Below are 20,436 nucleotides of genomic sequence, written 5' to 3'. Positions count from 1 at the left end.
ATCGAAACAAACAGACCTTCATCGATATGATTTACCTCGTCGCAGGACATTTGAATTTGACTGAATAGTTCCTTACCCACACAGAATAACGAGGAACCTAAAAAATACAATAACGGCATCGACCACCCGCGCAAAGAAACGGCGCCAGAACAACATTGCCTGCGGCGCTTCCAAATTCCTCTCCGGCTCCTCCCGCTTGGCTTCCGATGCGTTTCCTCCCGTCGGTTCCAATATCGTCTCGTCCATCGCAGCGCCTCCCTGTTCCTTGTATGGTCTTCTTTATTTCATGACCTTCTCCGCTGGCTTAATTTCAAGCGTGTCAAGCTAAGACCGCACTGTGGAATCCGGCTTGTCGGGATAGGGATCGCCCATGGGGTCGCAAATTCTGTCATAAGGCCCCGGATTCCTCTTCAACAGCCAGCTCCATTGCCCAAGGGGATGAGGCGTTTCGTCATATCTGAAAAAACCGTCTTTTTTAACCCCTTGCAGACCCCGGGGTGTAATGTAATATGACTGCTTGATCAGCTCAAGCATCAAAAGCCTGTCGTTCCAAGCACCCATCACTTAGCCTCCCTCTCAAGATCGATAAAGGCCAAAGTGCCCCTTTGATCGTCCATTGCAACGGCAAACAGTTCCGTCTTCAGCCACACAAAACGTCTAGGGGACCCTCGATCGTCTTTGTCGAACTTCCTGAGAACCTGCACCTCTGCCTGCGTCTTCCGATCCAAAAAATTCAAAGCGACTATCATTATCCTTTGCGACTGATTATCACCAGCCAGCATCACAATTGTTTTCTCGTCCGACGACAGGAGCAGACGCCCCCCTTTGCCGGCGAACTCCCGCTTTAGCCCTGTCCCCAAGTCCAACTCAAGCAAAACGCCGACATCTTTTCCCTTCTCTTTTTTCTCTCCGAGAAGATACGCTTTGGTGCCCTCCGCATTCAGCTTCCACCCGTAGTAACGGACTCCCCAATAGCTGTCCAAACGGTATCCATCAAGCTGAAACATCCGCTCTTCCCACGTTTTCGTATCTACGCTGTGCACCCACTTACACACCGATATGGTTTGGGCGTTATCTGTCGGATAAACGAAACGAGAAGCATCGGAGGAAAAATACGCACTGCCCTCAGGGCTCAGTTCAAAAGAAACGGAAAGCCCTTGCCGTATCGTTCTCGGAAGCCCTATCTCTCCTCCAGCCACAGCCACTTCCGTGCAGAGCAGATCGGCCAGATTCGTTTCGTGCCCCAGGCTTTTCTCCCTTGCTTTGACCGTTTTAGCCTCCTTACTAGTGCTCCAACCTCCTTTTCGATTCCAAATCCAGCTCCGGTGCCACAGCACCAGCAGCGTCTCCTCGTCCGGGCGGAATGCCAGGTCGTGGAACACCTTCTCCTTATGTTCCTCGTGCTCCGGCCAGTTGAACCCGGAAAGCCGCCTGAAGCCCTCCACCTCGTACACCACCAGGTCGCTGGCCCCTTCCGGACGGCCCCGGCCCGCCGCAGCCAGATAACGGCCGCTGGGGCTGAAACGCACCCGCTGCACCGCAAGGCAGTCGTCGCTCCAGACGCACTCACGGCTCGTCGTATCCCACACGTAAAGCCCCTTTGCCGTACCCAACGCCAGCAGTTCTCCGTCCGGAGAGCCTGCCATGTACGCAATACGCGACCCCACGTCGTATACCTTTACGGCGGGGGCGGAGTAATGGTCAAACACCCTGACGATGCTCGACCAGCTGAAATCTATGCCGGGCGCAAAGTAGCACAGCAGCATCAGAAAGACGATCCCCGTCTGGACGAACCACGGGTCCTCCTTGGACGCGATGCCTTTTTCTTCGTTTATCGTTTCCACAATCTGTTGCAGCCGCACCATCCTGAGCGCGGCCCTGAAGAACAATACCAGCAACACCAGTACCAAGGCCGCGCCGAAAAGAGAAGCGAGCAGGACGAGGCTGATCAGGCCGGCACTGTGTCGAGGGCTGTCCGACAGGAAAGGTGCACCGATCACCATGAGCACCAAAAGAAGTGCGACCTGAACGACCTCCAGAAAAGCATAAATCACCAAGATATGGCCTGTCGAATAGGCTTTTTGGCTGTAAAGCCACATCAACAAGGGCAGTGAGGCGTAGAGAATCCTTCCGATCAGGCCCGCTCCGTCTCCCCCGACAAAAACAAAGAAAAGATTCCCCCCGCCCGTCACGACCAGCAGCAAGATTACCGCGGAATAGATCTTCAGCAGCTTCCCGATCCGATCCCGGCATTCCGTTATTGGATCTAAAGTACCCTCCCGCATCGGTTCCAGCACCGCCTCGTCCATCGTATTGCCCCCTGTCCGGGTGAAAGTGGTATTTTTCGCTTCAATGCCCCGACTTCCGTTTTGGATGCTGTCCGTTGTGGCCCCCGCTCACGCTCCGCCCCCACGAAAACCGAAGCCCGCCGCCCTTGCAAAAGTGGTGAAAGTGGAATGGTCCATGATCGATTTTGAAATGAAATGAAAAGGAATGCCGACGAAAAAATATCAAATATTCTCACCGGAGTCAATGAATGTTGATGGAATGGGGTTGTAGGGGAGAGGTTGGGACGGGGCCTTTGAGGCCCGTGGCGAAGGAGGATGAAAGGTGGAGCTGATCTGCCGGGCAATGCTGGAGTGTTTCGGGGGCCATTAGGTCGTCGAAGGGGACTTCCTTGGTGTCCGGCTGCCCGCGGCGGGGAAGATCGAGCACCCTTTACACTCGTGTATCTTTGTGCTTGAATGACGACGGCAGTGCCATTTCCCCGACACGAACGGAATAGACCGGAACTCGTAGAACAGCATTCGGGAACGCCGCTCTGGCCGCGCAGACCTGAGTCAACGACAAATTCCTGCGAACGCGCGCGAAGCGACCGACCTTAAAGATCGAGGTCCGTTGTTTCACGTTGTTTTGTTGTTGGCTACCAACGCTTGGCAAGGCTAAGGCGCTCATCGAGGGAGGGGCCGAATGGGCCATACGACGGAAGAGGACGAGCGCAGAATTCGGGAGAAGTACGGGGATATGCTGGAGGAAGTTGAGGCGGATGAAGGGAAACAAAAATTCAAGACTAATAGGTTTAATTTTCACCACTATGTCGATATTACATTGGGGATCGGCTTTTACTTATTGAGTCTGTGGTTTTTTGTCGCTTCCTTTCCTAACGCTCCCAACTTTCTATGGGTGGGAATGGTGGTAGCTCTCGTTATCTACTTCAAACGCTGGCGCTTTTATTATTCTGTGGCGCAACGTATCCGGCATACTTTGGCCATCATGGTCTTTATCCATGTCTGGCTCTGTTTCGCCATCTTCTTCGGGGCAGGATATCTCGATAATATCCTGTTTGGTTGGTTTTTGACCTGTGGGTTTTGTCTTTTGGGTATGCCTGTGTTGGCGTATTGGATTTGGAGTAAGCGGCGGGATGATCGGCTTGCGCTTCTGGTCTATTTGAGTGGGCTGTGGTTTATCTTGCTCTGCTGTCTTGTCCCTGCTCCACAACGTTTCTTGATCTTTTTTTGCGCTATTGTCGCTTATTTGACTATGTGCCTTATAGGTTACCGAGTTCGAGAAGGGACATATGCCAGAAGTTTCGGTACTCTTGATTCGCCTAATCACATTTTAACAGTGCTGATGTTAATACCCCTTTCCTTTTTTACAAACCAAAAGATTTTATTAAGGCAACTGCCTGATTTTATGTCTCTTTATTTGGTAATAGCTGGATTGGGAGCGATAGAGTATCTTTTTTATGGACTCGAAGAGTGTGGGGCATTTCGCGCATACCGCTTGGCTGAGTTGGAAGAAAAAAGGCGGAGAGGATAAGAAAAAAGGAGACTTGTCTGGAACTTGAGTGAGTCGGGAGAAAGATTGTGACGTCCTCTGGACTGGGAAATCCGGAGGGGTATGCCTTGGAGGCCCTGAATCCGCAATCTCCGCCGCGAGCGGCTCCGGCCTAAAGCCCGACCTCCTGCCAGGCGCCGCCGATCCACTGAAGCGCGGAACGGAAGCCGGCCTGTCGCAGGGCCTCCGCCCCCTCCGGCAGGAAGCGCAGAAGGTCCCCTGCGTCGTGGCAGTCCGCCTGAAGCGTGAGGAGGCGGTTCTTCTCCCGAAGCCGGCGCAGCAGGAAGCCGTCCGGGTTCGGCCGACCGCGCCAGCGGAACCCGCTGGCGTTCAGTTCCGGAACGCACCCGCTCTCGATCACCGCGTCGAGCGCCTCCAGGGCGATCCTCCGGTACGCCGCGTCCTCCTCGAAGAAACGCCCCTCCGCGTTGAACTTGACGATCAGGTCGAAGTGCCCGACCACGTCCGGGCGCTGGGTCCGCACCATGTCGACGACGCTTGCGTAGTAGGCCCGGACGGCCGCCAGGGGGCCGCCGACCGCCTGAAGAAGCGCGCCGAAGCGTTCCTTGTCCCAATCCACCGCGTGATGGGCTCCGTCCACCCTCAAGAAATGTACGGATCCGATCAGGAAGTCGTAATCCGCACGGCGGGCCACCGGAGCCAGGAAGTCCTGCTCCATGCCGATGGCGATGCGGATGACGCCGGCGTACTTTTGCCGCAGGGCGAGGAGCGTTTCGCGGTACGCCGCCTCCGAACGCAGGGAGCCCGCGTCGAAGGGGGCGGGGGAGTGGGCGCTGAAGCCCAGGTCCGAGAACCCCGCCGCTACGGCCGCCCGGACCATCGCCTCCGGCGTGCTGCGGCCGTCGCAGAGCGTCGTGTGGTTGTGGAGGGTCGAGCGGATCACCGAAGCGGCTCCTGCTTCACCTTGCGGTCGACCACATGGCGGGAGGCCAGCTCGCTTCGAACGTCGTCCGGCGTCACGCCGCAGTGCACCATCAGCACGAGGGCGTGGTAGCAGAGGTCCGCCAGCTCGTAGACCGTCTCCTCCCTCGACCCCTTCATGGCGGCGATGACGACCTCCGTCGCCTCCTCCCCGCACTTCTTCAGGATCTTCTCCAGCCCCTTCTCGAACAGATAGGTGGTGTAGCTGCCCTCCGGCCGGCTGACGTTCCGGTCCCGGAGCAGCCGGTAGAGCGCGTCGACCGAGAGGTGCGGGGCCCCGGGGGGCGTGTCCCCGTCGAAACAGGAGTCGGTCCCCCGATGGCAGGCCGGGCCCTCCTTCAGGACCTCCACCAGCAGTGCGTCCCCGTCGCAGTCGGGGCGGATGGAGACCACGCGCTGGATGTTGCCGCTGGTCTCGCCCTTGCGCCAGAGCGTCCCGCGGCTGCGCGAATGGAAGCAGGTGCGGCCCTCCCTCAGGGTGATCTCCAGGCTCTCGCGGCTCATGTAGGCCAGGGTGAGCACTCTGCGGCTGCGGTGGTCCTGGACGATCGCCGGGATCAGGCCGCGCTCGTCGAACTTCAGCGCGCCGACGTCGATCCTCGCGCCGACGTTCATTGCGAGGCCGCTTCCCCCGGGAGCAGGACCGGGATCCCCTGCTCCCGCAGGTACCGCTTCAGCTCGGGGATGAGGACGGTGCGGGAGTGGAAGGCGCCTGCGGAGAGCCCCGCCGCCACGCCCGGAATCCGGAGCGCCTCGGCGAAGTCCTGCATCGTCCCGGCGCCCCCGGAGGCGACGATCGGTATGCCGACGGCGCCGCCCACGGCCTCGAGCATCGGCAGGTCGAAGCCGCTTCGGACGCCGTCGGCGTCGATGCTGTTCAGGACGATCTCCCCGGCCCCCAGCGCCTCGCCCAGGCGGGCCCAATCCAGGGCGTCCCGCCCCGTATCGGTCCGTCCGCCGCCGGAGAAGACTCGGTACCCGTGCTCCGTCCGTCTGACGTCCATCGACAGCACCACGCACCGGCTGCCGTACCTCTCGGCCGCACGCCGGACGAGCTCCGGGTCCCGGAGCGCCCCGGAGTTCACGCTCACCTTGCTGGCGCCGCAGTCCAGAGCCCGGCCGAAGTCCTCCAGGTCCGCGATGCCGCCGCCCGCCATGAGCGGGATGCGGACGGCCTCCGCGACCCGGCGCAGGAGATCGGCGAAGATCGGGCGCCCCTCCGTGCTGGCGGCGATGTCGTAGAACACCAGCTCGTCCGCCTGGCTGTCGTTGTAGTACCGGGCCAGGACGACGGGGTCCTCCACGTCGCGCAGCCCCTCGAAGCGCACGCCCTTGACGACCCGCCCGTCCTTCACGTCGAGACAGGGGATGATGCGTTTTGTGGTCATGATCGTTCCTCCGCTTCCCGGATAAGAGTGTCGAGCCGGAGCCGGCCCGCATAGAGCGCCTTTCCGACGACGGCTCCGGAGACCCCCAGGCCGCGCAGCGCCAGGAGCTCGTCCAGGGTCGTGATGCCGCCCGAGGCGATGACGCCGGGGATCCCGACGTCCTGCAGCCGTTCGTACAGCTCCAGGTTGGTCCCCTCCAATCTGCCGTCTCTGGCGATGTCGGTCGCAACGACGGTCGCGACGCCGCGGGCCGCGAGATCCCGGCAGAACGCCAGCCCGTCGATCCCGGTGCCCCGTTCCCAGCCGTGGGTCATGACCTGCCCGTCTCGCAGGTCGACGCCGACGGCGATCCGGTCTCCGAACAGCGCCAGGCAGCGGTCCAGAAACTCCGGGTCGGATACGGCCGCCGAACCCAGGATCACCCGGCCGGCCCCCGCGTCCAGGTAGGCCCGGACCCGGTCCAGGGTGCGGATGCCTCCGCCGACCTGTACGAAGAGGGCGGTCTCGCGGACGATCGCCTCGATCGTCCGGTGGTTCGCAGCCCGACCGCCGCGGGCCCCGTCCAGGTCCACGACGTGCAGGCAGCTCGCCCCCGCGTCGCGGAATCGCCGGGCCGCCTCGGAGGGTTCGACGGCGTAGTCGGTCCTACGTCCGAAATCCCCCTGTTCCAGCCGGACGACCCGGCCGTCCAGCAGGTCGATCGCCGGGTAGATCCTCATGTTTCGCCGCCCCCATCCGATGCCGCCGCCACGGTCACAGAACCCCCTTGCTGGATGGGACCTCGCCCGCAAAGCCCGGTTCGGGGCCTGCCGCCTCGGCGAGCGCCCGGCCGAACCCCTTGAAGATCGCCTCGATGACGTGGTGCGCGTTGGTCCCCGAGAGGAGCCGTATGTGCAGCGTCAGGCCGAGCGTGCGCACGAGGCCCTCGAAGAACTCGCGCACGAGCTCCGTGTCGAACGAGCCGACCCGCGCCTGCGGCATCGGCACCTCGAAGCAAAGACAGCTCCGGCCGCTCACGTCCAGGGCCACGAGGACCAGGGCCTCGTCCATCGGCAGAAATCGCTGCCCGTAGCGCCGGATCCCCCTGCGGTCTCCGAGCGCTCGGTCCAGGGCCGTACCCAGCACGATCCCCACGTCCTCGACCAGATGGTGGAAGTCCACCCGCACGTCCCCGGTCGCCCGGAGGGTCAGGTCGAAGCGGCCGTGGCAGCACAGCAGCTCCATCATGTGGTCCAGGAACCCGCAGTCCGTCAGGACGTCGTGTCGTCCCCGCCCGTCCAGGTCCAGAGTCAGCCGGACCGACGTCTCCCCGGTAACCCGCTCCACCTCAGCCCGCCGCATCGGCCGTCTCCCTCAGGATGTCCCTTACGGCACCGATGAGCGCCACGATCTGCTCGTCCGTGCCCACGCTGACGCGGAGCCAGTCCCCGGTACGTCCGCCGGGGAAGTGGCGCACGAGGATCCCCCGGTTCCGCAGAGCGCGGTACAGCGCCGCGGCGTCCATGGGGGGCCGCATGAAGACGAAGTTGGCCTCGGACGGGAGCGTCTTTGCGCCGAGGGCCCTCAGTCCCTCCTGCAGGGCTTCGCGGTTCTTGACGATCTCCCTGCGGGTCCGCTCGAAGTACGCCTCGTCCCGCAAGGCGGCCTCCCCGGCCGCGAGGGCCAGGCGGTTGACGCTGTAGGGGTTGAAGGCGAACTTCAGGGTCGCGAGATCCCGCGCGAGCGGCTCCGAGCCCAGGGCGAAGGCCAGACGGATGCCCGCGAGCTGACGCGACTTCGAGAAGGTCTGCACGACCAGCAGGTTGTCGTAGTCGTCCAGCAGGGCCGTCGCCGAGTCCGCGCCGAAGTCGACGTAGGCCTCGTCCACGACGGTAAGGCGGTCCCGGTCCTGCTCCAGAAGCGCCCGGACCTCGGAGAGCGTCAGCGCGATTCCCGTGGGGGCGTTGGGGTTGGCGATGAAGACCGTCTCCCTGTGGTTTCGGTAGTCGTCGACGTTCAGAGAGAAATCCCCGCGAAGCGGAACCTCCCGGAACGGCACCCCGAACATCCGGCAGAAAACGGGGTAGAATCCGTAGGTGACGTCGGCGAAGACGGCTCCTTCGGGACAGAGGCCGTGGAAGCAGAAGGCCAGAAGCTCGTCGCTCCCGTTCCCGGTGACGACCTGGCGCTCCGAGACGCCGAACCGCTCGGCGATCGCGCGGGTCAGCCCCGCGGCCTCCGGGTCCGGGTAGAGGTGCAGCTTCTCCGATTCTCCGCCGGAGAGCGCACGCAGCACGGACGGCGAGGGCGGAAAGGGGTTTTCGTTGGTGTTCAGCTTGACCACGGGACCGCCGTGCGGCTGTTCTCCGGGGGCATAACGGACGAGATCCGCCAGTTTGGGGTCTAGAAAGCGTTTCATGCCTCGACCTCCTTCGGACGGCCGGATGCGGCTCCCCTTCGCCAGGGGGCCGTGAGCCGCTCGATCGCCTCGCGCGCGAAATGGTAGCGGGCCCGGTTGGCGATCAGGCGGGCGCTGAGCGGGGCGATCTCCTCGACGACCTCCAGGCCGTTCTCCCGAAGGGTCGTCCCGGTCTCGACGATGTCGACGATGACGTCGCTGAGCCCGACCAGCGGCGCGAGCTCGATGCTCCCGTGCAGGGGAATGACCTCCGCCGCGCGGTTCCTGCGGGCGAAATGCCCGGCCGCCGTGCGCGGGTACTTGCTGGCGACGCGCAGGACCGTCGAGGGGTCGTCGACGTACCCCGCCGGGGCTGCGACGACCATCCGGCAGGCACCGAAGCGCAGGTCCATGAGCTCGAAGACGTCCGGCTCGTCCTCCAGCAGGACGTCCTTCCCCACGATGCCGATGTCGGCCGCCCCGTGCTCGACGTAGACCGCGACGTCGCTGGGCTTGACGAGCGTCACCCGGATGCCGTCCATCGTAAAGGCCAGCCGGCGCGACCCGTTCCGCAGCGCGCCGCAGTCGCAGCCGCTCCTCTGGAGCAGCTCGACGGCCCTGGCGACCAGGCGTCCCTTGGGAAGGGCCAGGCCGATCATCGGTCCTCCTCCCTCAGAGCGCCCGATTCGTCGACGAGCCATACCGACGCGGCCCCGTCGGCCTCCGCACGGACCCGGCAGACGCGCACGCTCCGGCCCTGCCGCACCCATTCCTCCACCCGGTCGAGGACTGCGGCGAGGTCGGGACAGCGGTTGATCAGCGCCACGTCGACGCCCTGCGGGCCGTCCCGAAGCAGCGCCTCGAGCTCGGCGAGGTAGACGGCGAAACCGACGGCGACCGAGGGCTTCCCCATCTTCTCGAGCAGCCCGTCGTACCGCCCGCCGTTCAGCACCGGGCGCGCCAGCCCGTCGACGCAGCCCTGGAAGCACATCCCGTTGTAGTAGTTCAGGCCATGCAGCACGGAGAAATCCAGGCGCAGGTGTCGGCCCAGCCCGTTGCGTTCGACCACGTCGCAGAGGGTCCGGAGCTCCTCCAGCTCCCCGCCGGCGTCCCGGTCCGCGAGTGCCGAGTCGAGCGCCGCGAGGGCACGGGGAAGCTCGGCCGGAAGGTCCAGCAGCTTCGACAGGACTCCGGCGTTCCCGTCCCCGACCAGACGGGCGAGGTCGTGGGCGTTCTTCCTGCGCACGCAGTCCAGAAGGAGGGCGGAGGGGGGCACGTCCCCCAGGGCCTTGTTGAGGAGCCCCAGGTGCCCGACGGCAAGGATGAATTTGTCCGAGAAGACGGCCAGGCTCTTCAGCGCGAGCAGAAGCACCTCGGCCTGAGGGTAGAGCGGACCGCCCCCCAGGTACTCGATCCCGATCTGGCGGATCTCGCGGAATTCGCCGTCGCCCCCCCTGCGGAAGACGTTCTCGGTGTAGTGCCATTTCCTGGCCCGGCCGTCGGGCCGGTAGTCGTTGACGATGCTCATCGTCACGTCCGGCTTCAGGGCCATCAGCCGCCCGCGCGAATCGGGAAACGTGATGGCCGTCTCCTCGCCCAGAAAGTCCTTATTGTCCCGGTACAGGTCGTAGGGCTCGAACTTGTCGATCCGGTAGCGCCGATACCCGTAGCTCCGGTAAAGCTCCCGAAGCGCCAGAACGGCCTTCTCCTCCCGGGTCAGCACGCCTGCGGGCGGTTGCATCGCATCCCCTTCTTTACATTAACGAATTAAAATGATAAACGATGGACATTGTATCGCAACTCGTGCGGGGAGGCAAGCCGAAGGGGGGCTGTGCGCCGTGTACGAGCGCCGCCACGGTCAAGGGTGTCGGGCTGCATCGATGAGGTATGGATTTTTTTCGATGGGAAAAGACGGCCGGCCTCGTCAGAGGAATCGCCGACGGCGGGCCCGGACTTCGCGACGGGAGGGCACGATTCCCCACGCGCCTTCGGTTTGCGGGCCCCGAAGGCGGAGGAAGGGCTGCACTTATAACGCCCGGCGCTCGTCCTCGGGCTCCTTTGAGGAGGAGCGCCGGGCATTATCCTTCGGCGTCAGTGACGGCCGAAGTGATCGGTCAGAAAGTTTTCGAGCGCGGCCGTGTAGGTCGACCGGGACTGCGCGAATCCCTCGTTGTGGCCGCCGCGGATCTGCACGAAGGTCTTTTCGCCCCTGATGGCGTTGTAGAGTTTCTGCCCCTCGCGGAAGGGGACCACTCCGTCGTCGGGGCTGTGGATGCACAGGGTCGGCACCGTGAGGCGCTTGGCCGCCTCCAGGGGGTTCCAGATGTCGCCGACGGCGAACCGCATGAGGGGGGTGAGGAAGTCGAGGCGCATAAAACCGAACGGCGAGGCGAAGGTCGACTCCAGGATCAGGGCGCCGGGCTGCACGCTGCGCGTGAGCTCCAGGGCCAGCGCCCCGCCGAAGGAGCGGCCCAGGAGCACGATATCGCTGGGCGACGTTCCCTTTTCCTTTACCAGCCAGTCCCAGGCCGCGCGCGCGTCCTTGCCGACCCCCTTGACGGAGGCAGTGCCGCCGCTCCGGCCGTAGCCCCGGTAATCGAAGATGAACACGGAGAGCCCCAGATCGTGGAGGATGCGGATGTGCCCCATGCGGTTTCCGATGTTGCCCCCGCTGCCGTGCAGAAAGAGGACCGTGGCGCGTGCCCGGTATGCGGGGATGTACCATCCGTGCAAAGCCAGTCCGTCGGATTGGAAGGTGACATCCTCGTATTCGAGCTGAAGGTCCTGCGGGGTGGACCGGACCGTGGCCGTCGGATGAAAGACCATCGAGGGGAAGAACAGACGAAGCCCCACGAGCAGCAGGACGAGCAGGAACCCCAGAAAGAGCGCCGTCTTGTACAGGAGCCTGAACAGAAAACTGAAGAGCATTGTCGCTCCCTCCTTTCGGACGCCGTAAAGCGTTGCGTCACGAAGGTACAAATTCCTTCGTGGCGCAATGCTACCATATCTCGGGCTTCCTTCAAACGGAAATATGCGGAATGGAGGTATCCGTTACATTGACAACATATTGAATCGTGATATATTGTGCCTGTAAATTGGTATGGAAAAACTCGAACTTGTTTAATGCGGGGCGTGGAGAGCAACGGATCCGTCCTCAGCTGGAGCGCTTCGATAGGTTTCTCCCCAAAAAATTTTATGTTTGTACATTTTCAGGCGTCGGCCTCCAAACAATTTCGGTGCAAAAGGGATGGGACCATGCTCAATCTGGACAAAAGCGACGTGGATTTTCTGGTGACGGAGCACATGGCGGACGAGGTGACCCATGTGCTGAAGGACGTGTTCCCCCGGATGGACGCGCAGATCATCCCGGAGATGAACAGGCGGGGGATAAAAAAGCTCTACTTCGTGGCCTGCGGATCGCCGCTCTGCGCCTGCCAGACCGGAGTGCGGCTGCTGGAGGCGCGGTCGTCCCTGCGTTCGGGGGCCTACAGCGGCATGGATTTTCTCTCGGAGCCGCCCTTTGCCCTGGGGCCGGACGCTCTCGTCGTCGGCGTCAGCGATTCCGGAAAAACTCAGGAGGTCTGCGAATCCCTGGCCTATGCCCGTAAAAAGGGAGCCATGACCGTCGCCGTGACCAAGACCGCGGAGAACCCTCTGGCGGACGCCGCGGAGTACCTCATCGACTACCGTGCCGACTGTATCTGGGAGGTTCACCTCCTTATCGTCTATTACTTTGCCCTGAGGGCCATGCAGGAGGCCGGAGTCGAGGGGCTCGAGCCCATTCTGGAGGACATGCATCGGCTTCCCGGCATCCTCGCGCGTCTGGTGAACGAGGTGGAGGAGGAGATGAAGGCCCTGGCCGAGAGGGCCTCGAAGTGGAAGATGATCTACACCGTATCGGCGGGAAACCTGCTGCCGCTGGGCTACAAGGAAGGGATCATCACCATGCTGGAGTTCACCTGGACTCACGGCTGCAGCCTCAACGCCTCGGAGTTCAGGCACGGGCCTCTGGAGGTCGTCGAGGAGGGGGTGCCCTACGTCTTTCTGCTGGGCAACGACGCGTTCCGGCCGATCACGGAGAGGAGCCTGCGCTTCGTGGAACAGCGCACCAAGGACGTCGTCGTCTTCGATGTGCGCCGTTTCGAGGGCGGGCTGCATCCTGCCCTGGACCCCCTGATCCTCTTTGTCCCGCTCGAGTTTTTCTACTACTACCTTTCCCTTTACAAGGATCACAACCCCGATGCCCGGCGCTACTACGGCGGGCTCGCGGAGTATTAGGCCGTCATGAAGATCGTCGGTGTCGGCGACAACGTCCTGGACAAGTACGTCGATCAGGGGCTGATGTACCCTGGCGGCAACGCCGTCAACGTGCCTGTCCTGGCCCTGCGCTATGGCGCGGAGGCCGCGGCCTACATCGGCGCCCTCGGGGACGATGGGGGCGGAAGATGGCTTCGGGAGGCGCTGGTCCGGGAGGGACTGGACGTCTCCCGGACCAAGATCCTGCCCGAGAACAACTCCTATTCCAGAGTGACGCTTGTGGATGGGGACAGAACCTTCGTCGGCAGCGAGAAGGGCGCCAGCTGCAAACTGGTTTTGTCCCGGGAGGACCTCGACTATATCCGTGGATTCGATGTCGTCCATACCAGCATCTACAGCGGGCTCGAAGGGCAGCTGAAGGAGCTCCGGGCGAGCAGCCGTATCCTTGCCTTCGACTTCTCCAACGAGTGCGACGCGGCGTATCTGAGGGCGGTCGCGGGCTCGGTGGACTACGCTTTCTTCTCGGGGTCGAAGATGAACGACTCCGATATCGAAGCGCTTTTTCTCCTGACGGAGTCCTTTGGGGTGACCTTGTGTCTGGTCACGCGGGGCTCGAGGGGGGCGGTCCTTCGTTTCGAGGGGCGTACCTACCGGCAGGATGCCGTTCCCTGCGAGGTCGTGGACACGCTGGGTGCCGGGGATGCCTTCATCGCGCGGCTGATTCTAGGGATCGTCTCCGGCGGAGAGCCGCAGGCCGTCCTCGGAGAGTCGGCCCGCTGTGCAGCGGCCGCATGCTCCCACTACGGAGCTTTCGGATATCCCAAACCGTTCTGAGGCAACACCAAAATCGGGAAGGAGGAAAACAACGATGAAAAAACTGTTCCGCTCGCGTTCCGTCCTGTGTGTGATCCTGTTTGTGCTGACAGCGTTCGTCCTGTGTGCCGCCGCCGAGGCGGCAGACCCCGTGACGCTCAAGTTCCTGCACAAGTGGCCGAAGGTGGAGTACAACGAATTTTTTGTGCAGATGGCCAAGGCCTTCGAGAAGGAACACCCGAACGTCACCATTCAGGTGGAGGCGGCCGGAGACGAGCCCATCAAGGACAAACTGCGCATCCAGATGGGGACGGACCAGCAGCCCGACGTCTTCTTCTCCTGGAGCGGCGAGTTTGCCAAGAACTTCATCCGCACCGGAAGCGTCCTGGATCTGACGCCTTATCTGGACAAGGACCCCGACTGGAAGAACGGCTTCATGATGGCCGGGCTGGAGCCCTTCACCATGAAGGGCAGGAACTACGGTATCCCGTACCGAATCAACGGAAAATTCTTCGTCTACAACAAGAAGATGTTCGGCGATAACGGCCTGAAGGAGCCTGCGACCTGGACGGAGTTCACCGCGGGGCTGGAGACTCTGAAAAAGGCGGGGGTTACGCCCATCGGATTCGGCAATATCTATCCTTGGGCGGGCTGTCACTACCTCACGGGGCTCAATCAGAAGTGCGTGCCCCAGGAGGTGCGCGAGAAGGACTACACCGAGTCCGGGGCGTTCGACGATCCGGGCTACGTGAAGGCCCTCGAATATTTCAGGGAGCTGCAGGAGAAGGGGTACTTCAACATGGGCGCCAATTCCACCGAACACAACATGGCGCTCGAGATGTTCTACGGCGGCCGGGTGGCGATGGTGTACGTCGAGCTCGAGGAGTTCGCGGACATCGAGGAAAAGATGGCGGGGAACTGGGGCTTCTTCGCGATGCCGGCCATCGAGGGCGCTCCCGGGAACCAGAAGTTCCTGACGGGGGCGCCGGACGGATTCATGGTCTCCGCCAGGACCGAGCATCCCGACGAGGCCGTCGCCTTCCTGCGTTTCCTGACGAACAGGGAGAACTCCGAGCGGATGGTCAAGGCCATGGGGTGGCCCAGCCCTGTCGTCGGAGCTGTCAACGAGGGGAATTCCATGGAGATGCTGGTCCGGGGCCTGAAGGCGGTCACCGAGGCCGAGGGGATGGCCCTTTGGCTGGACACCGACATCGCCATCAAGATCTCCGACGTCTACCTTCCCGATCTTCAGGAGCTCCTCAATGGGGACAAGAGCCCCGAGGAGGTCATGAAGGACGTTCAGGCCACAGCGGCCGAGGTCAGGAGCGAGGCGAAATAAACAAACGTCCGGTCCGCCGCCCTGGAGCGGCGGCGGACCCATCGACCGGGAAGGGAGAGCGGCCTCATGAACCTCTACGGCAATAAAAAACTGGCGATTCTTTTCCTCCTGCCGGCACTGGCGTTGTTGTTGCTGTTCGTCTACTATCCCATCGTGGAGAGCTTCATCCTCAGCCTCTATCGCTGGAAGGCCTTCTCCAGCGACAGGGTGTTCGTCGGGTTCGAATATTACAGAAAGCTCTTCAAGGACGCCGTCTTCTACACGGCGCTCCGGAACAACGTCCTGTACTCCGCCATCTCCATCGTCTTCCAGGTAGGATTTGGGCTGGTCTTTGCGGCCGTCCTGGAGGAGAGGGCCTTCCGCAGAATGCAGCCCTTTTTCCGCACCGTGTACTTCCTGCCCTCCGTCATCTCCATCTCCGTTGTGGGGCTCCTCTTTCAGCTGGTCTACCATCCCAGCATCGGCCTTCTGAACCAGGGACTTCGCGGCCTCGGCCTGGACGCCCTGTGCCGGGCGTGGCTCGGGGAGAAGAATACCGCCATCTTCGCGATCATCGCGACCTCTCAGTGGCAGTACATGGGGTACATCATGCTCCTCTTCCTGGTGGCCATCCAGAAGATCCCCCAGGAGCTCTACGAGGCTGCGGAGATGGACGGAGTCAACGCGTTCCAGAAGTTTCGCTATGTGACGCTTCCTCAGGTCAAGGACACGCTGGTGATGTGCACGATCATCACCCTGATCGGGGGCTTCAAGGTGTTCGACGAGGTCTACGTCATGACGGCCGGCGGCCCCGGACGCAGTTCCGAGGTGCTCGCCTCCTACCTTTACCGTGCCGGGTTCCGAAACGACGAGATGGGGCTGGCCTCGGCCCTGGCCACGACGATTTTTGTCATAACCTTCACCATGACGCTCTTTCAACTGCTGGTCTCGAAGAGACAGGAAAGCTAGGAGGCCGCCGCGATGCGACAAGAACGCCGTTGGAGTCCCGGACACGTTCTCGTTTTGGGCATTCTCGTCCTCTACGCGCTGCTCATCGTCCTTCCTCTGATATGGATGGTCCTCAGCGGGTTCAAGGACAATCAGGGCCTTTTTCTGGACACCTGGGGCCTTCCCAAGAAATTCCTCTGGGAAAATTACGTGACGGCTTGGAACGGCGGCGTGGGACGGTATTTTCTCAACAGTCTGATCGTCACGAGCACCTCGGTCTGTCTGACGCTGTTCATCAGTTCCTGTGCCGCATTTGCCCTGAGTCGTTTCGAGTTCAGAGGCCAGGGGATCCTCCTGCTCTTCGTGCTCGGGGGCCTCATGCTGTCCCCTCAGGTCAGCCTGATCCCGCTCTTCAAACTTCTGCAGAGGCTGAAGCTCTACAACACCTATTGGGCCCTCATCATCCCCTATGTGGCCTATCGGATCCCCTTCACCACCTTTCTGATCCGGGCCTACATGCTCTCCCTGCCCCGGGAGATAGAGGATTCCGCCTATATCGACGGGTGTTCCGCGTGGACGGTCTTCTCCAGGATAATCCTTCCCATGAGCAAACCCATCCTGGTCACCGCCGCCCTGTTCACCGCGATGAGCTGCTGGAATGAATTCATGTTCGCCCTGGTGTTCATCGAAAGCGACAAGCTGAAGACCATCCCCATCGGTCTGATGGGACTCAAGAGCAGCCTTCGCACGGAGTGGACGATCCTCATGGCGGGACTGACGCTCTCGATGCTGCCCATGGTAGCTCTTTTTCTGATCTTTCAAAAACAATTCATTCGGGGAATAACCTCGGGAGGAGTGAAGGGATAACGATGAACGCGCAGCAGGAATACAAAGAGGTGCTCATGAGGGGCATCCGTGAGAAGGACAACATCGAAGCCGCATTGAGGGAGCTCACGAAAAAGCCCATCGACAGCGTCTTCTTCGTGGGGTGCGGAGGATCCCTGGCGGTGATGTATCCGCTGCAATACCTGATGAATCTCCACACGACCATCCTCGCCGTTCCGTACAACGCCAGCGAGTTCCTCAACATGAAGCCCAAGGCCCTTACGGAGAGGTCTTTGGTGATCCTCTCGTCCTACACGGGGACGACGAAGGAGACGGTGGCTGCGGCGGAGATGGCCAGAGCGAAGGGAGCCCGGACCATCGCCTTCGCCGGCAAGGCCGACACGCCTCTGGGCAAGGCCGTGGACTACGTCTTTGCCAACGATGCGCCGTCCGGAGTTACGGACTCCAAGCTCATCATGCTCTATCAGATCGTGTTCTGCCTTCTCGACAAGCTGGGTTTCGGCGTCGATTACGAGCTGCTCCAGAAGGAATTGAGCCTTCTTCCGGAGGGGCTGGCACGCATCCGTGAACTCGCCAAGCCCGAGGCTCGGGAGTTCGCGGAGAAGAATCACGACCAGACCTTCTTCATGGTTACGGGAAGCGGGATCAACTGGGGGGAGGCCTACTCCTACGCCATGTGCATCCTGCAGGAGATGCAGTGGATCCCCGCGCAGTCGGTTCACGCCGGGGAGTTCTTCCATGGGGCCTTCGAGATCCTTCAGGAGGACACCAACCTGCTGATCTTCCAGGGGGAGGACGAGACCCGTCCCCTGACCGAGCGTGTGGTGGCGTTTGCCGAGCAGTATACCCGGCGGGCCCACCTCATCGACACGAAGAACTACCCGCTGGACGGAATAGCGCCGGACCGCCGGGGGATCTACGGCCCCTTCATCCTTCTGGCCGTGCTCAACAGCTACAGCGACGCCTTGGCCGAGAGGAGGAACCATCCCCTGAAGACCCGCCGCTACATGGGCAAGGTTCCGTACTAGGGGGCGCCATGGCCGGCCTGCGTCTGCGAAGGATCAGGAAGATCTATCCCGGAGGGTTTGTCGCCGTCAAGGATTTCAACCTGACGATCGACGACAAGGAGTTCATCGTGCTGGTCGGCCCCTCGGGCTGCGGCAAAAGCACCACCCTGCGCATGATCGCCGGGCTGGAGGATATCAGCGAGGGCGAGCTCTACATCGACGATGTCCTGGTGAACGACGTGTCTCCCAAGGACAGGGACATCGCCATGGTCTTCCAGAACTACGCCCTTTACCCGCACATGACCGTTTACGACAACATGGCGTTCGGGCTGAAGCTTCGGAAAGTGCCGACCGATGTTATCGCCAAGCGCGTGAAGGCCGCCGCTGAGATCCTGGGGATCGAGGAACTTCTCCAACGGAAGCCCAAGGCCCTTTCGGGCGGACAGCGCCAGCGCGTGGCCCTGGGAAGGGTCATCGTCCGGGAGCCCCGGGTCTTCCTCATGGACGAGCCGCTCTCCAACCTGGACGCCAAGCTGAGGGTCCAGATGCGTGCGGAGATCGCCAAGCTCCACAAGCGCCTGAAGACGACCTTCATCTACGTGACCCACGATCAGACCGAGGCCATGACGATGGGGACGCGCATCGTCATCATGAACGACGGGGAGATTCAGCAGATAGACAGCCCCAAGGCACTGTACGACAATCCCGTCAACATGTTCGTGGCCGGTTTCATCGGAAGCCCGCAGATGAACTTTCTGCCCGGCGTCGTCGTGGAGGAGGAGGGGCGCTGCCGGCTCCGTCTTCCGGACGGCAACGTCCTGCAGCTTTCGGAGGAACGGGAGCGGGTGCTGCGGGAAAGGGGATACCTGGGGAAGGAGGTCGTTGCGGGCATTCGCCCCGAAAGCCTTCATGAAAGCCAGGTCGATCCTCTCACGAAACGGTTCTCGCGCATTCGTGCCACCGTGGAGGTTGCGGAGCTCATGGGATCGGAGACGCTCCTGTACTCCACGCTGTTCGGCCGCCAGATCGTGGCCCGGGTCGTGCCCGATACGGAGAAGACGGTGGGCGACGAGGCCGAATTTCATGTGCACTGGAAGCGGATTCACGTGTTCGACAAGGAGACGGAGCTGAACGTCATGCAGAAGCCTCTGGAGGAAGGGGGCGAGGCTCGTTAAGGACATCACTCCCTACGAGAGGGTCCGGGAGCGGCTTCTCTGCTGCCTGGAGGAGTCCGGCCGGGAGAGTGTGAAACGGTTGCCCAGTGAACGGGAGCTCTGTGCTTCCCTGGACGTCCACCGGGAGACGGTGCGGCGGGCGATCGCTTCTCTGCGCCTGGAGGGGCGGATAGACAGCCGTATCGGCTCGGGGCACTACAACACCCGACCCAAGCTCGAAAAGGAGCTGACGGATCTCCTGTCCTTCACCCGTTGGGCCCGTTCGATGGGGATGGAGCCGGGCTCCCGAATTCTGAGGCAGGAATGCCTCGAGGCCTCCAGATCCGTGTGTGGCTTTTTGCAGGTTCCCTTGGGAACGAGGCTCTTTCATGCCGTGAGGCTCCGGATGCTCGACGGAGCCTCACTTTTGCTGGAGTACGTCTACCTGAGCGAGGAGGCCTATCCCGGGCTCTCGGACTGTGATCTGTCCTCGGGTTCGCTTTACGCGATCCTTTCGGAACGTTATGGAGCGGAGCTGTATCGGGGGCACGAGACGATCAGCATCACCTACCTCGACGCATGGGAGGCGCGCCACTTGGAGGTCTCCGCCGGGAGTCCCGCGTTCTTCGTGCGTTCCGTCGTGACCGACAAGAGGGACAAACCTGTTGAATACTGCAAGACCGTCATGCGGTGGGACCGGGTTCGTCTCGTCTGTCGCAGGGAGGAGCCCTGATGTCCGGGAACGACGGCAAGCTCTCTCCCTGCTGCCAGCAGCTCAGGGAGGCGATTCGGGCCGGGATCGAGGAGGGGGAATACCGGCCGGGGACGGCGATTCCCTCGGAGAACGAGCTGTCCGCCGCTTATGGCCTGAGCCGGCAGACGGTCCGGAACGCCGTTGAGATCCTGGTCCGTGAGGGCTTGTTGAGGCGCGTCGCGGGCAAGGGCGTCTATGTGCGGCTGAAGGCCAGTCTGTCGCTGGAGGATCGGGAGTGCGGCTTTCGGCTCAGGGAGCCGCTCCGGCAGAGGCGGCACGTGTTCAGGAGGACGCTGCGTCCGGCAGGTCCCTATTACGGGGGAAAACTGGACCTGGGGCCGGACGACGCTCTTTTTTACGTCCAGCAGGGTGTTCTGGAGGGGCCCCAGCCCTTATACATCGAGGAATTCTACCTGCCTCAGGGCGCTTTTCCGGGCATCGAGAGGATCGAGTTCATGGCGTTCGACGTCGTGGAGATCTTCCGGCATTACGGAAAGGACTCCTGCAGGACCGAACAGAGCCTCGAGATCGTCCCCGTGGACGCCAGAAACGGGAAACGGCTAGAGCTGTCCGAGGGCGACCCCATACTGCTTCTGGAGCGCAGGGACTTTGACGGGAGGGGGCACCCCATGGCCTTCTTCCGCTATCGGATACGGGGCGATGTCTGCGACCTGCGGATCAGCTTCTCGGACCTGGCTGCTTCGGGCCTTGCTTCGATCTAAGCGACCGAAGCGGTACTTAAGGGTTGCAGCCTTAAGGAGCCGCTTGTCTGTTTAAACGAAGTGTGCGATTGAT

The 20,436-nt window shown here is 62.0% G+C and carries 22 protein-coding genes; 10 read left to right on the top strand and 12 right to left on the bottom strand.

The window, feature by feature from the left end:
* Positions 1-72 precede the first annotated feature (72 nt).
* The 3 genes from EII26_RS13150 to EII26_RS10820 form a co-directional block, all read right to left on the bottom strand.
* Positions 73-246, bottom strand: a complete 174-nt coding sequence (locus EII26_RS13150) for a hypothetical protein (RefSeq protein WP_158612285.1) — start codon at positions 244-246, stop codon at positions 73-75.
* A 78-nt stretch (positions 247-324) separates the two neighbouring features.
* Positions 325-561, bottom strand: a complete 237-nt coding sequence (locus EII26_RS10825) for a hypothetical protein (protein WP_124889178.1) — start codon at positions 559-561, stop codon at positions 325-327.
* The gene (locus EII26_RS10820; RefSeq protein ID WP_124889177.1) at positions 561-2,309 is read right to left on the bottom strand and encodes a WD40 repeat domain-containing protein; all 1,749 of its coding nucleotides are present in this window, start codon (positions 2,307-2,309) and stop codon (positions 561-563) included. The genes EII26_RS10825 and EII26_RS10820 overlap by 1 nt, the downstream gene beginning before the upstream one ends.
* A gap of 661 nt (positions 2,310-2,970) precedes the next feature.
* Here EII26_RS10820 and EII26_RS10815 point away from each other — a divergent pair.
* Positions 2,971-3,819 carry a hypothetical protein gene (locus EII26_RS10815; RefSeq protein WP_124889176.1) on the top strand — a complete coding sequence of 283 codons (849 nt, stop codon included), beginning with the start codon at positions 2,971-2,973 and terminating at the stop codon, positions 3,817-3,819.
* A gap of 130 nt (positions 3,820-3,949) precedes the next feature.
* Here the strand turns inward: EII26_RS10815 and EII26_RS10810 are convergent, their stop codons facing one another.
* From EII26_RS10810 to EII26_RS10770, 9 genes are all read right to left on the bottom strand, one after another.
* The gene (locus EII26_RS10810; RefSeq protein WP_158612284.1) at positions 3,950-4,741 is read right to left on the bottom strand and encodes a histidinol-phosphatase; all 792 of its coding nucleotides are present in this window, start codon (positions 4,739-4,741) and stop codon (positions 3,950-3,952) included.
* Positions 4,738-5,394: a bifunctional phosphoribosyl-AMP cyclohydrolase/phosphoribosyl-ATP diphosphatase HisIE gene (gene hisIE, locus EII26_RS10805; RefSeq protein WP_199735192.1), complete on the bottom strand. Its 657-nt coding sequence runs from the start codon at positions 5,392-5,394 to the stop codon at positions 4,738-4,740. Before hisIE ends, EII26_RS10810 begins: the two co-directional genes overlap by 4 nt.
* Complete coding sequence (gene hisF, locus EII26_RS10800; protein ID WP_124889174.1) at positions 5,391-6,167, bottom strand: imidazole glycerol phosphate synthase subunit HisF; 777 nt, start codon at positions 6,165-6,167, stop codon at positions 5,391-5,393. Before hisF ends, hisIE begins: the two co-directional genes overlap by 4 nt.
* Entirely contained in the window at positions 6,164-6,886 is a 723-nt protein-coding gene (gene hisA / locus EII26_RS10795) for a 1-(5-phosphoribosyl)-5-[(5-phosphoribosylamino)methylideneamino]imidazole-4-carboxamide isomerase (protein WP_124889173.1), read from the bottom strand. The genes hisF and hisA overlap by 4 nt, the downstream gene beginning before the upstream one ends.
* 34 nt (positions 6,887-6,920) lie before the next feature.
* On the bottom strand, positions 6,921-7,508 hold the full coding sequence (gene hisB / locus EII26_RS10790) for an imidazoleglycerol-phosphate dehydratase HisB (protein WP_124889172.1): 588 nt from the start codon (positions 7,506-7,508) through the stop codon (positions 6,921-6,923).
* The gene (hisC, locus tag EII26_RS10785) at positions 7,495-8,565 is read right to left on the bottom strand and encodes a histidinol-phosphate transaminase (RefSeq protein ID WP_124889171.1); all 1,071 of its coding nucleotides are present in this window, start codon (positions 8,563-8,565) and stop codon (positions 7,495-7,497) included. Before hisC ends, hisB begins: the two co-directional genes overlap by 14 nt.
* Positions 8,562-9,203 (bottom strand): ATP phosphoribosyltransferase, encoded by a 642-nt coding sequence (gene hisG, locus EII26_RS10780; protein WP_124889170.1) that lies wholly within the window; start codon positions 9,201-9,203, stop codon positions 8,562-8,564. Before hisG ends, hisC begins: the two co-directional genes overlap by 4 nt.
* Positions 9,200-10,285: an ATP phosphoribosyltransferase regulatory subunit gene (locus EII26_RS10775; RefSeq protein WP_124889169.1), complete on the bottom strand. Its 1,086-nt coding sequence runs from the start codon at positions 10,283-10,285 to the stop codon at positions 9,200-9,202. Before EII26_RS10775 ends, hisG begins: the two co-directional genes overlap by 4 nt.
* Before the next feature lie 350 nt (positions 10,286-10,635).
* Entirely contained in the window at positions 10,636-11,472 is an 837-nt protein-coding gene (locus EII26_RS10770; RefSeq protein ID WP_124889168.1) for an alpha/beta hydrolase, read from the bottom strand.
* 327 nt (positions 11,473-11,799) lie between these two features.
* On the opposite strand from EII26_RS10770, the gene EII26_RS10765 reads away from it, so the two are divergent.
* The 9 genes from EII26_RS10765 (at position 11,800) to EII26_RS10725 (ending at position 20,363) form a co-directional block, all read left to right on the top strand.
* Complete coding sequence (locus EII26_RS10765; RefSeq protein WP_124889167.1) at positions 11,800-12,822, top strand: SIS domain-containing protein; 1,023 nt, start codon at positions 11,800-11,802, stop codon at positions 12,820-12,822.
* A gap of 6 nt (positions 12,823-12,828) precedes the next feature.
* Positions 12,829-13,635, top strand: a complete 807-nt coding sequence (locus EII26_RS10760) for a PfkB family carbohydrate kinase (RefSeq protein ID WP_124889166.1) — start codon at positions 12,829-12,831, stop codon at positions 13,633-13,635.
* A gap of 34 nt (positions 13,636-13,669) precedes the next feature.
* Positions 13,670-14,953, top strand: coding sequence for an ABC transporter substrate-binding protein (locus EII26_RS10755; RefSeq protein WP_124889165.1), 1,284 nt, complete (start codon positions 13,670-13,672; stop codon positions 14,951-14,953).
* A 66-nt stretch (positions 14,954-15,019) separates the two neighbouring features.
* A complete protein-coding gene (locus tag EII26_RS10750) occupies positions 15,020-15,901 on the top strand; it encodes a carbohydrate ABC transporter permease (protein ID WP_124889164.1) in 882 nt (293 codons plus the stop codon).
* A gap of 12 nt (positions 15,902-15,913) precedes the next feature.
* The gene (locus tag EII26_RS10745; RefSeq protein ID WP_124889163.1) at positions 15,914-16,747 is read left to right on the top strand and encodes a carbohydrate ABC transporter permease; all 834 of its coding nucleotides are present in this window, start codon (positions 15,914-15,916) and stop codon (positions 16,745-16,747) included.
* Positions 16,748-16,749: 2 nt separating this feature from the next.
* A complete protein-coding gene (locus EII26_RS10740) occupies positions 16,750-17,754 on the top strand; it encodes an SIS domain-containing protein (protein WP_124889162.1) in 1,005 nt (334 codons plus the stop codon).
* Between the two features lie 8 nt (positions 17,755-17,762).
* Positions 17,763-18,908, top strand: coding sequence for an ABC transporter ATP-binding protein (locus EII26_RS10735; RefSeq protein ID WP_124889161.1), 1,146 nt, complete (start codon positions 17,763-17,765; stop codon positions 18,906-18,908).
* Positions 18,909-18,912: 4 nt separating this feature from the next.
* Positions 18,913-19,620 carry a GntR family transcriptional regulator gene (locus EII26_RS10730; RefSeq protein ID WP_255415963.1) on the top strand — a complete coding sequence of 236 codons (708 nt, stop codon included), beginning with the start codon at positions 18,913-18,915 and terminating at the stop codon, positions 19,618-19,620.
* A complete protein-coding gene (locus EII26_RS10725) occupies positions 19,620-20,363 on the top strand; it encodes a GntR family transcriptional regulator (protein WP_124889159.1) in 744 nt (247 codons plus the stop codon). Before EII26_RS10730 ends, EII26_RS10725 begins: the two co-directional genes overlap by 1 nt.
* The last annotated feature ends 73 nt before the right edge of the window (positions 20,364-20,436 follow it).

Source organism: Fretibacterium sp. OH1220_COT-178 (assembly GCF_003860125.1).
Lineage (GTDB): Bacteria > Synergistota > Synergistia > Synergistales > Aminobacteriaceae > CAJPSE01.
Note: the sequence above shows the minus strand (reverse complement) of the source record. Positions and strands in the feature narration are given on the sequence as shown.

Bases quoted from the DNA above. Each gene is read 5' to 3' on its own strand.
- EII26_RS13150 (WP_158612285.1), bottom strand. From the start codon at position 246: ATGGACGAGACGATATTGGAACCGACGGGAGGAAACGCATCGGAAGCC.
- EII26_RS10825 (WP_124889178.1), bottom strand. From the start codon at position 561: ATGGGTGCTTGGAACGACAGGCTTTTGATGCTTGAGCTGATCAAGCAG.
- EII26_RS10820 (WP_124889177.1), bottom strand. From the start codon at position 2,309: ATGGACGAGGCGGTGCTGGAACCGATGCGGGAGGGTACTTTAGATCCA.
- EII26_RS10815 (WP_124889176.1), top strand. From the start codon at position 2,971: ATGGGCCATACGACGGAAGAGGACGAGCGCAGAATTCGGGAGAAGTAC.
- hisIE (WP_199735192.1), bottom strand. From the start codon at position 5,394: ATGAACGTCGGCGCGAGGATCGACGTCGGCGCGCTGAAGTTCGACGAG.
- hisF (WP_124889174.1), bottom strand. From the start codon at position 6,167: ATGACCACAAAACGCATCATCCCCTGTCTCGACGTGAAGGACGGGCGG.
- hisA (WP_124889173.1), bottom strand. From the start codon at position 6,886: ATGAGGATCTACCCGGCGATCGACCTGCTGGACGGCCGGGTCGTCCGG.
- hisB (WP_124889172.1), bottom strand. From the start codon at position 7,508: ATGCGGCGGGCTGAGGTGGAGCGGGTTACCGGGGAGACGTCGGTCCGG.
- hisC (WP_124889171.1), bottom strand. From the start codon at position 8,565: ATGAAACGCTTTCTAGACCCCAAACTGGCGGATCTCGTCCGTTATGCC.
- hisG (WP_124889170.1), bottom strand. From the start codon at position 9,203: ATGATCGGCCTGGCCCTTCCCAAGGGACGCCTGGTCGCCAGGGCCGTC.
- EII26_RS10775 (WP_124889169.1), bottom strand. From the start codon at position 10,285: ATGCAACCGCCCGCAGGCGTGCTGACCCGGGAGGAGAAGGCCGTTCTG.
- EII26_RS10770 (WP_124889168.1), bottom strand. From the start codon at position 11,472: ATGCTCTTCAGTTTTCTGTTCAGGCTCCTGTACAAGACGGCGCTCTTT.
- EII26_RS10765 (WP_124889167.1), top strand. From the start codon at position 11,800: ATGCTCAATCTGGACAAAAGCGACGTGGATTTTCTGGTGACGGAGCAC.
- EII26_RS10760 (WP_124889166.1), top strand. From the start codon at position 12,829: ATGAAGATCGTCGGTGTCGGCGACAACGTCCTGGACAAGTACGTCGAT.
- EII26_RS10755 (WP_124889165.1), top strand. From the start codon at position 13,670: ATGAAAAAACTGTTCCGCTCGCGTTCCGTCCTGTGTGTGATCCTGTTT.
- EII26_RS10750 (WP_124889164.1), top strand. From the start codon at position 15,020: ATGAACCTCTACGGCAATAAAAAACTGGCGATTCTTTTCCTCCTGCCG.
- EII26_RS10745 (WP_124889163.1), top strand. From the start codon at position 15,914: ATGCGACAAGAACGCCGTTGGAGTCCCGGACACGTTCTCGTTTTGGGC.
- EII26_RS10740 (WP_124889162.1), top strand. From the start codon at position 16,750: ATGAACGCGCAGCAGGAATACAAAGAGGTGCTCATGAGGGGCATCCGT.
- EII26_RS10735 (WP_124889161.1), top strand. From the start codon at position 17,763: ATGGCCGGCCTGCGTCTGCGAAGGATCAGGAAGATCTATCCCGGAGGG.
- EII26_RS10725 (WP_124889159.1), top strand. From the start codon at position 19,620: ATGTCCGGGAACGACGGCAAGCTCTCTCCCTGCTGCCAGCAGCTCAGG.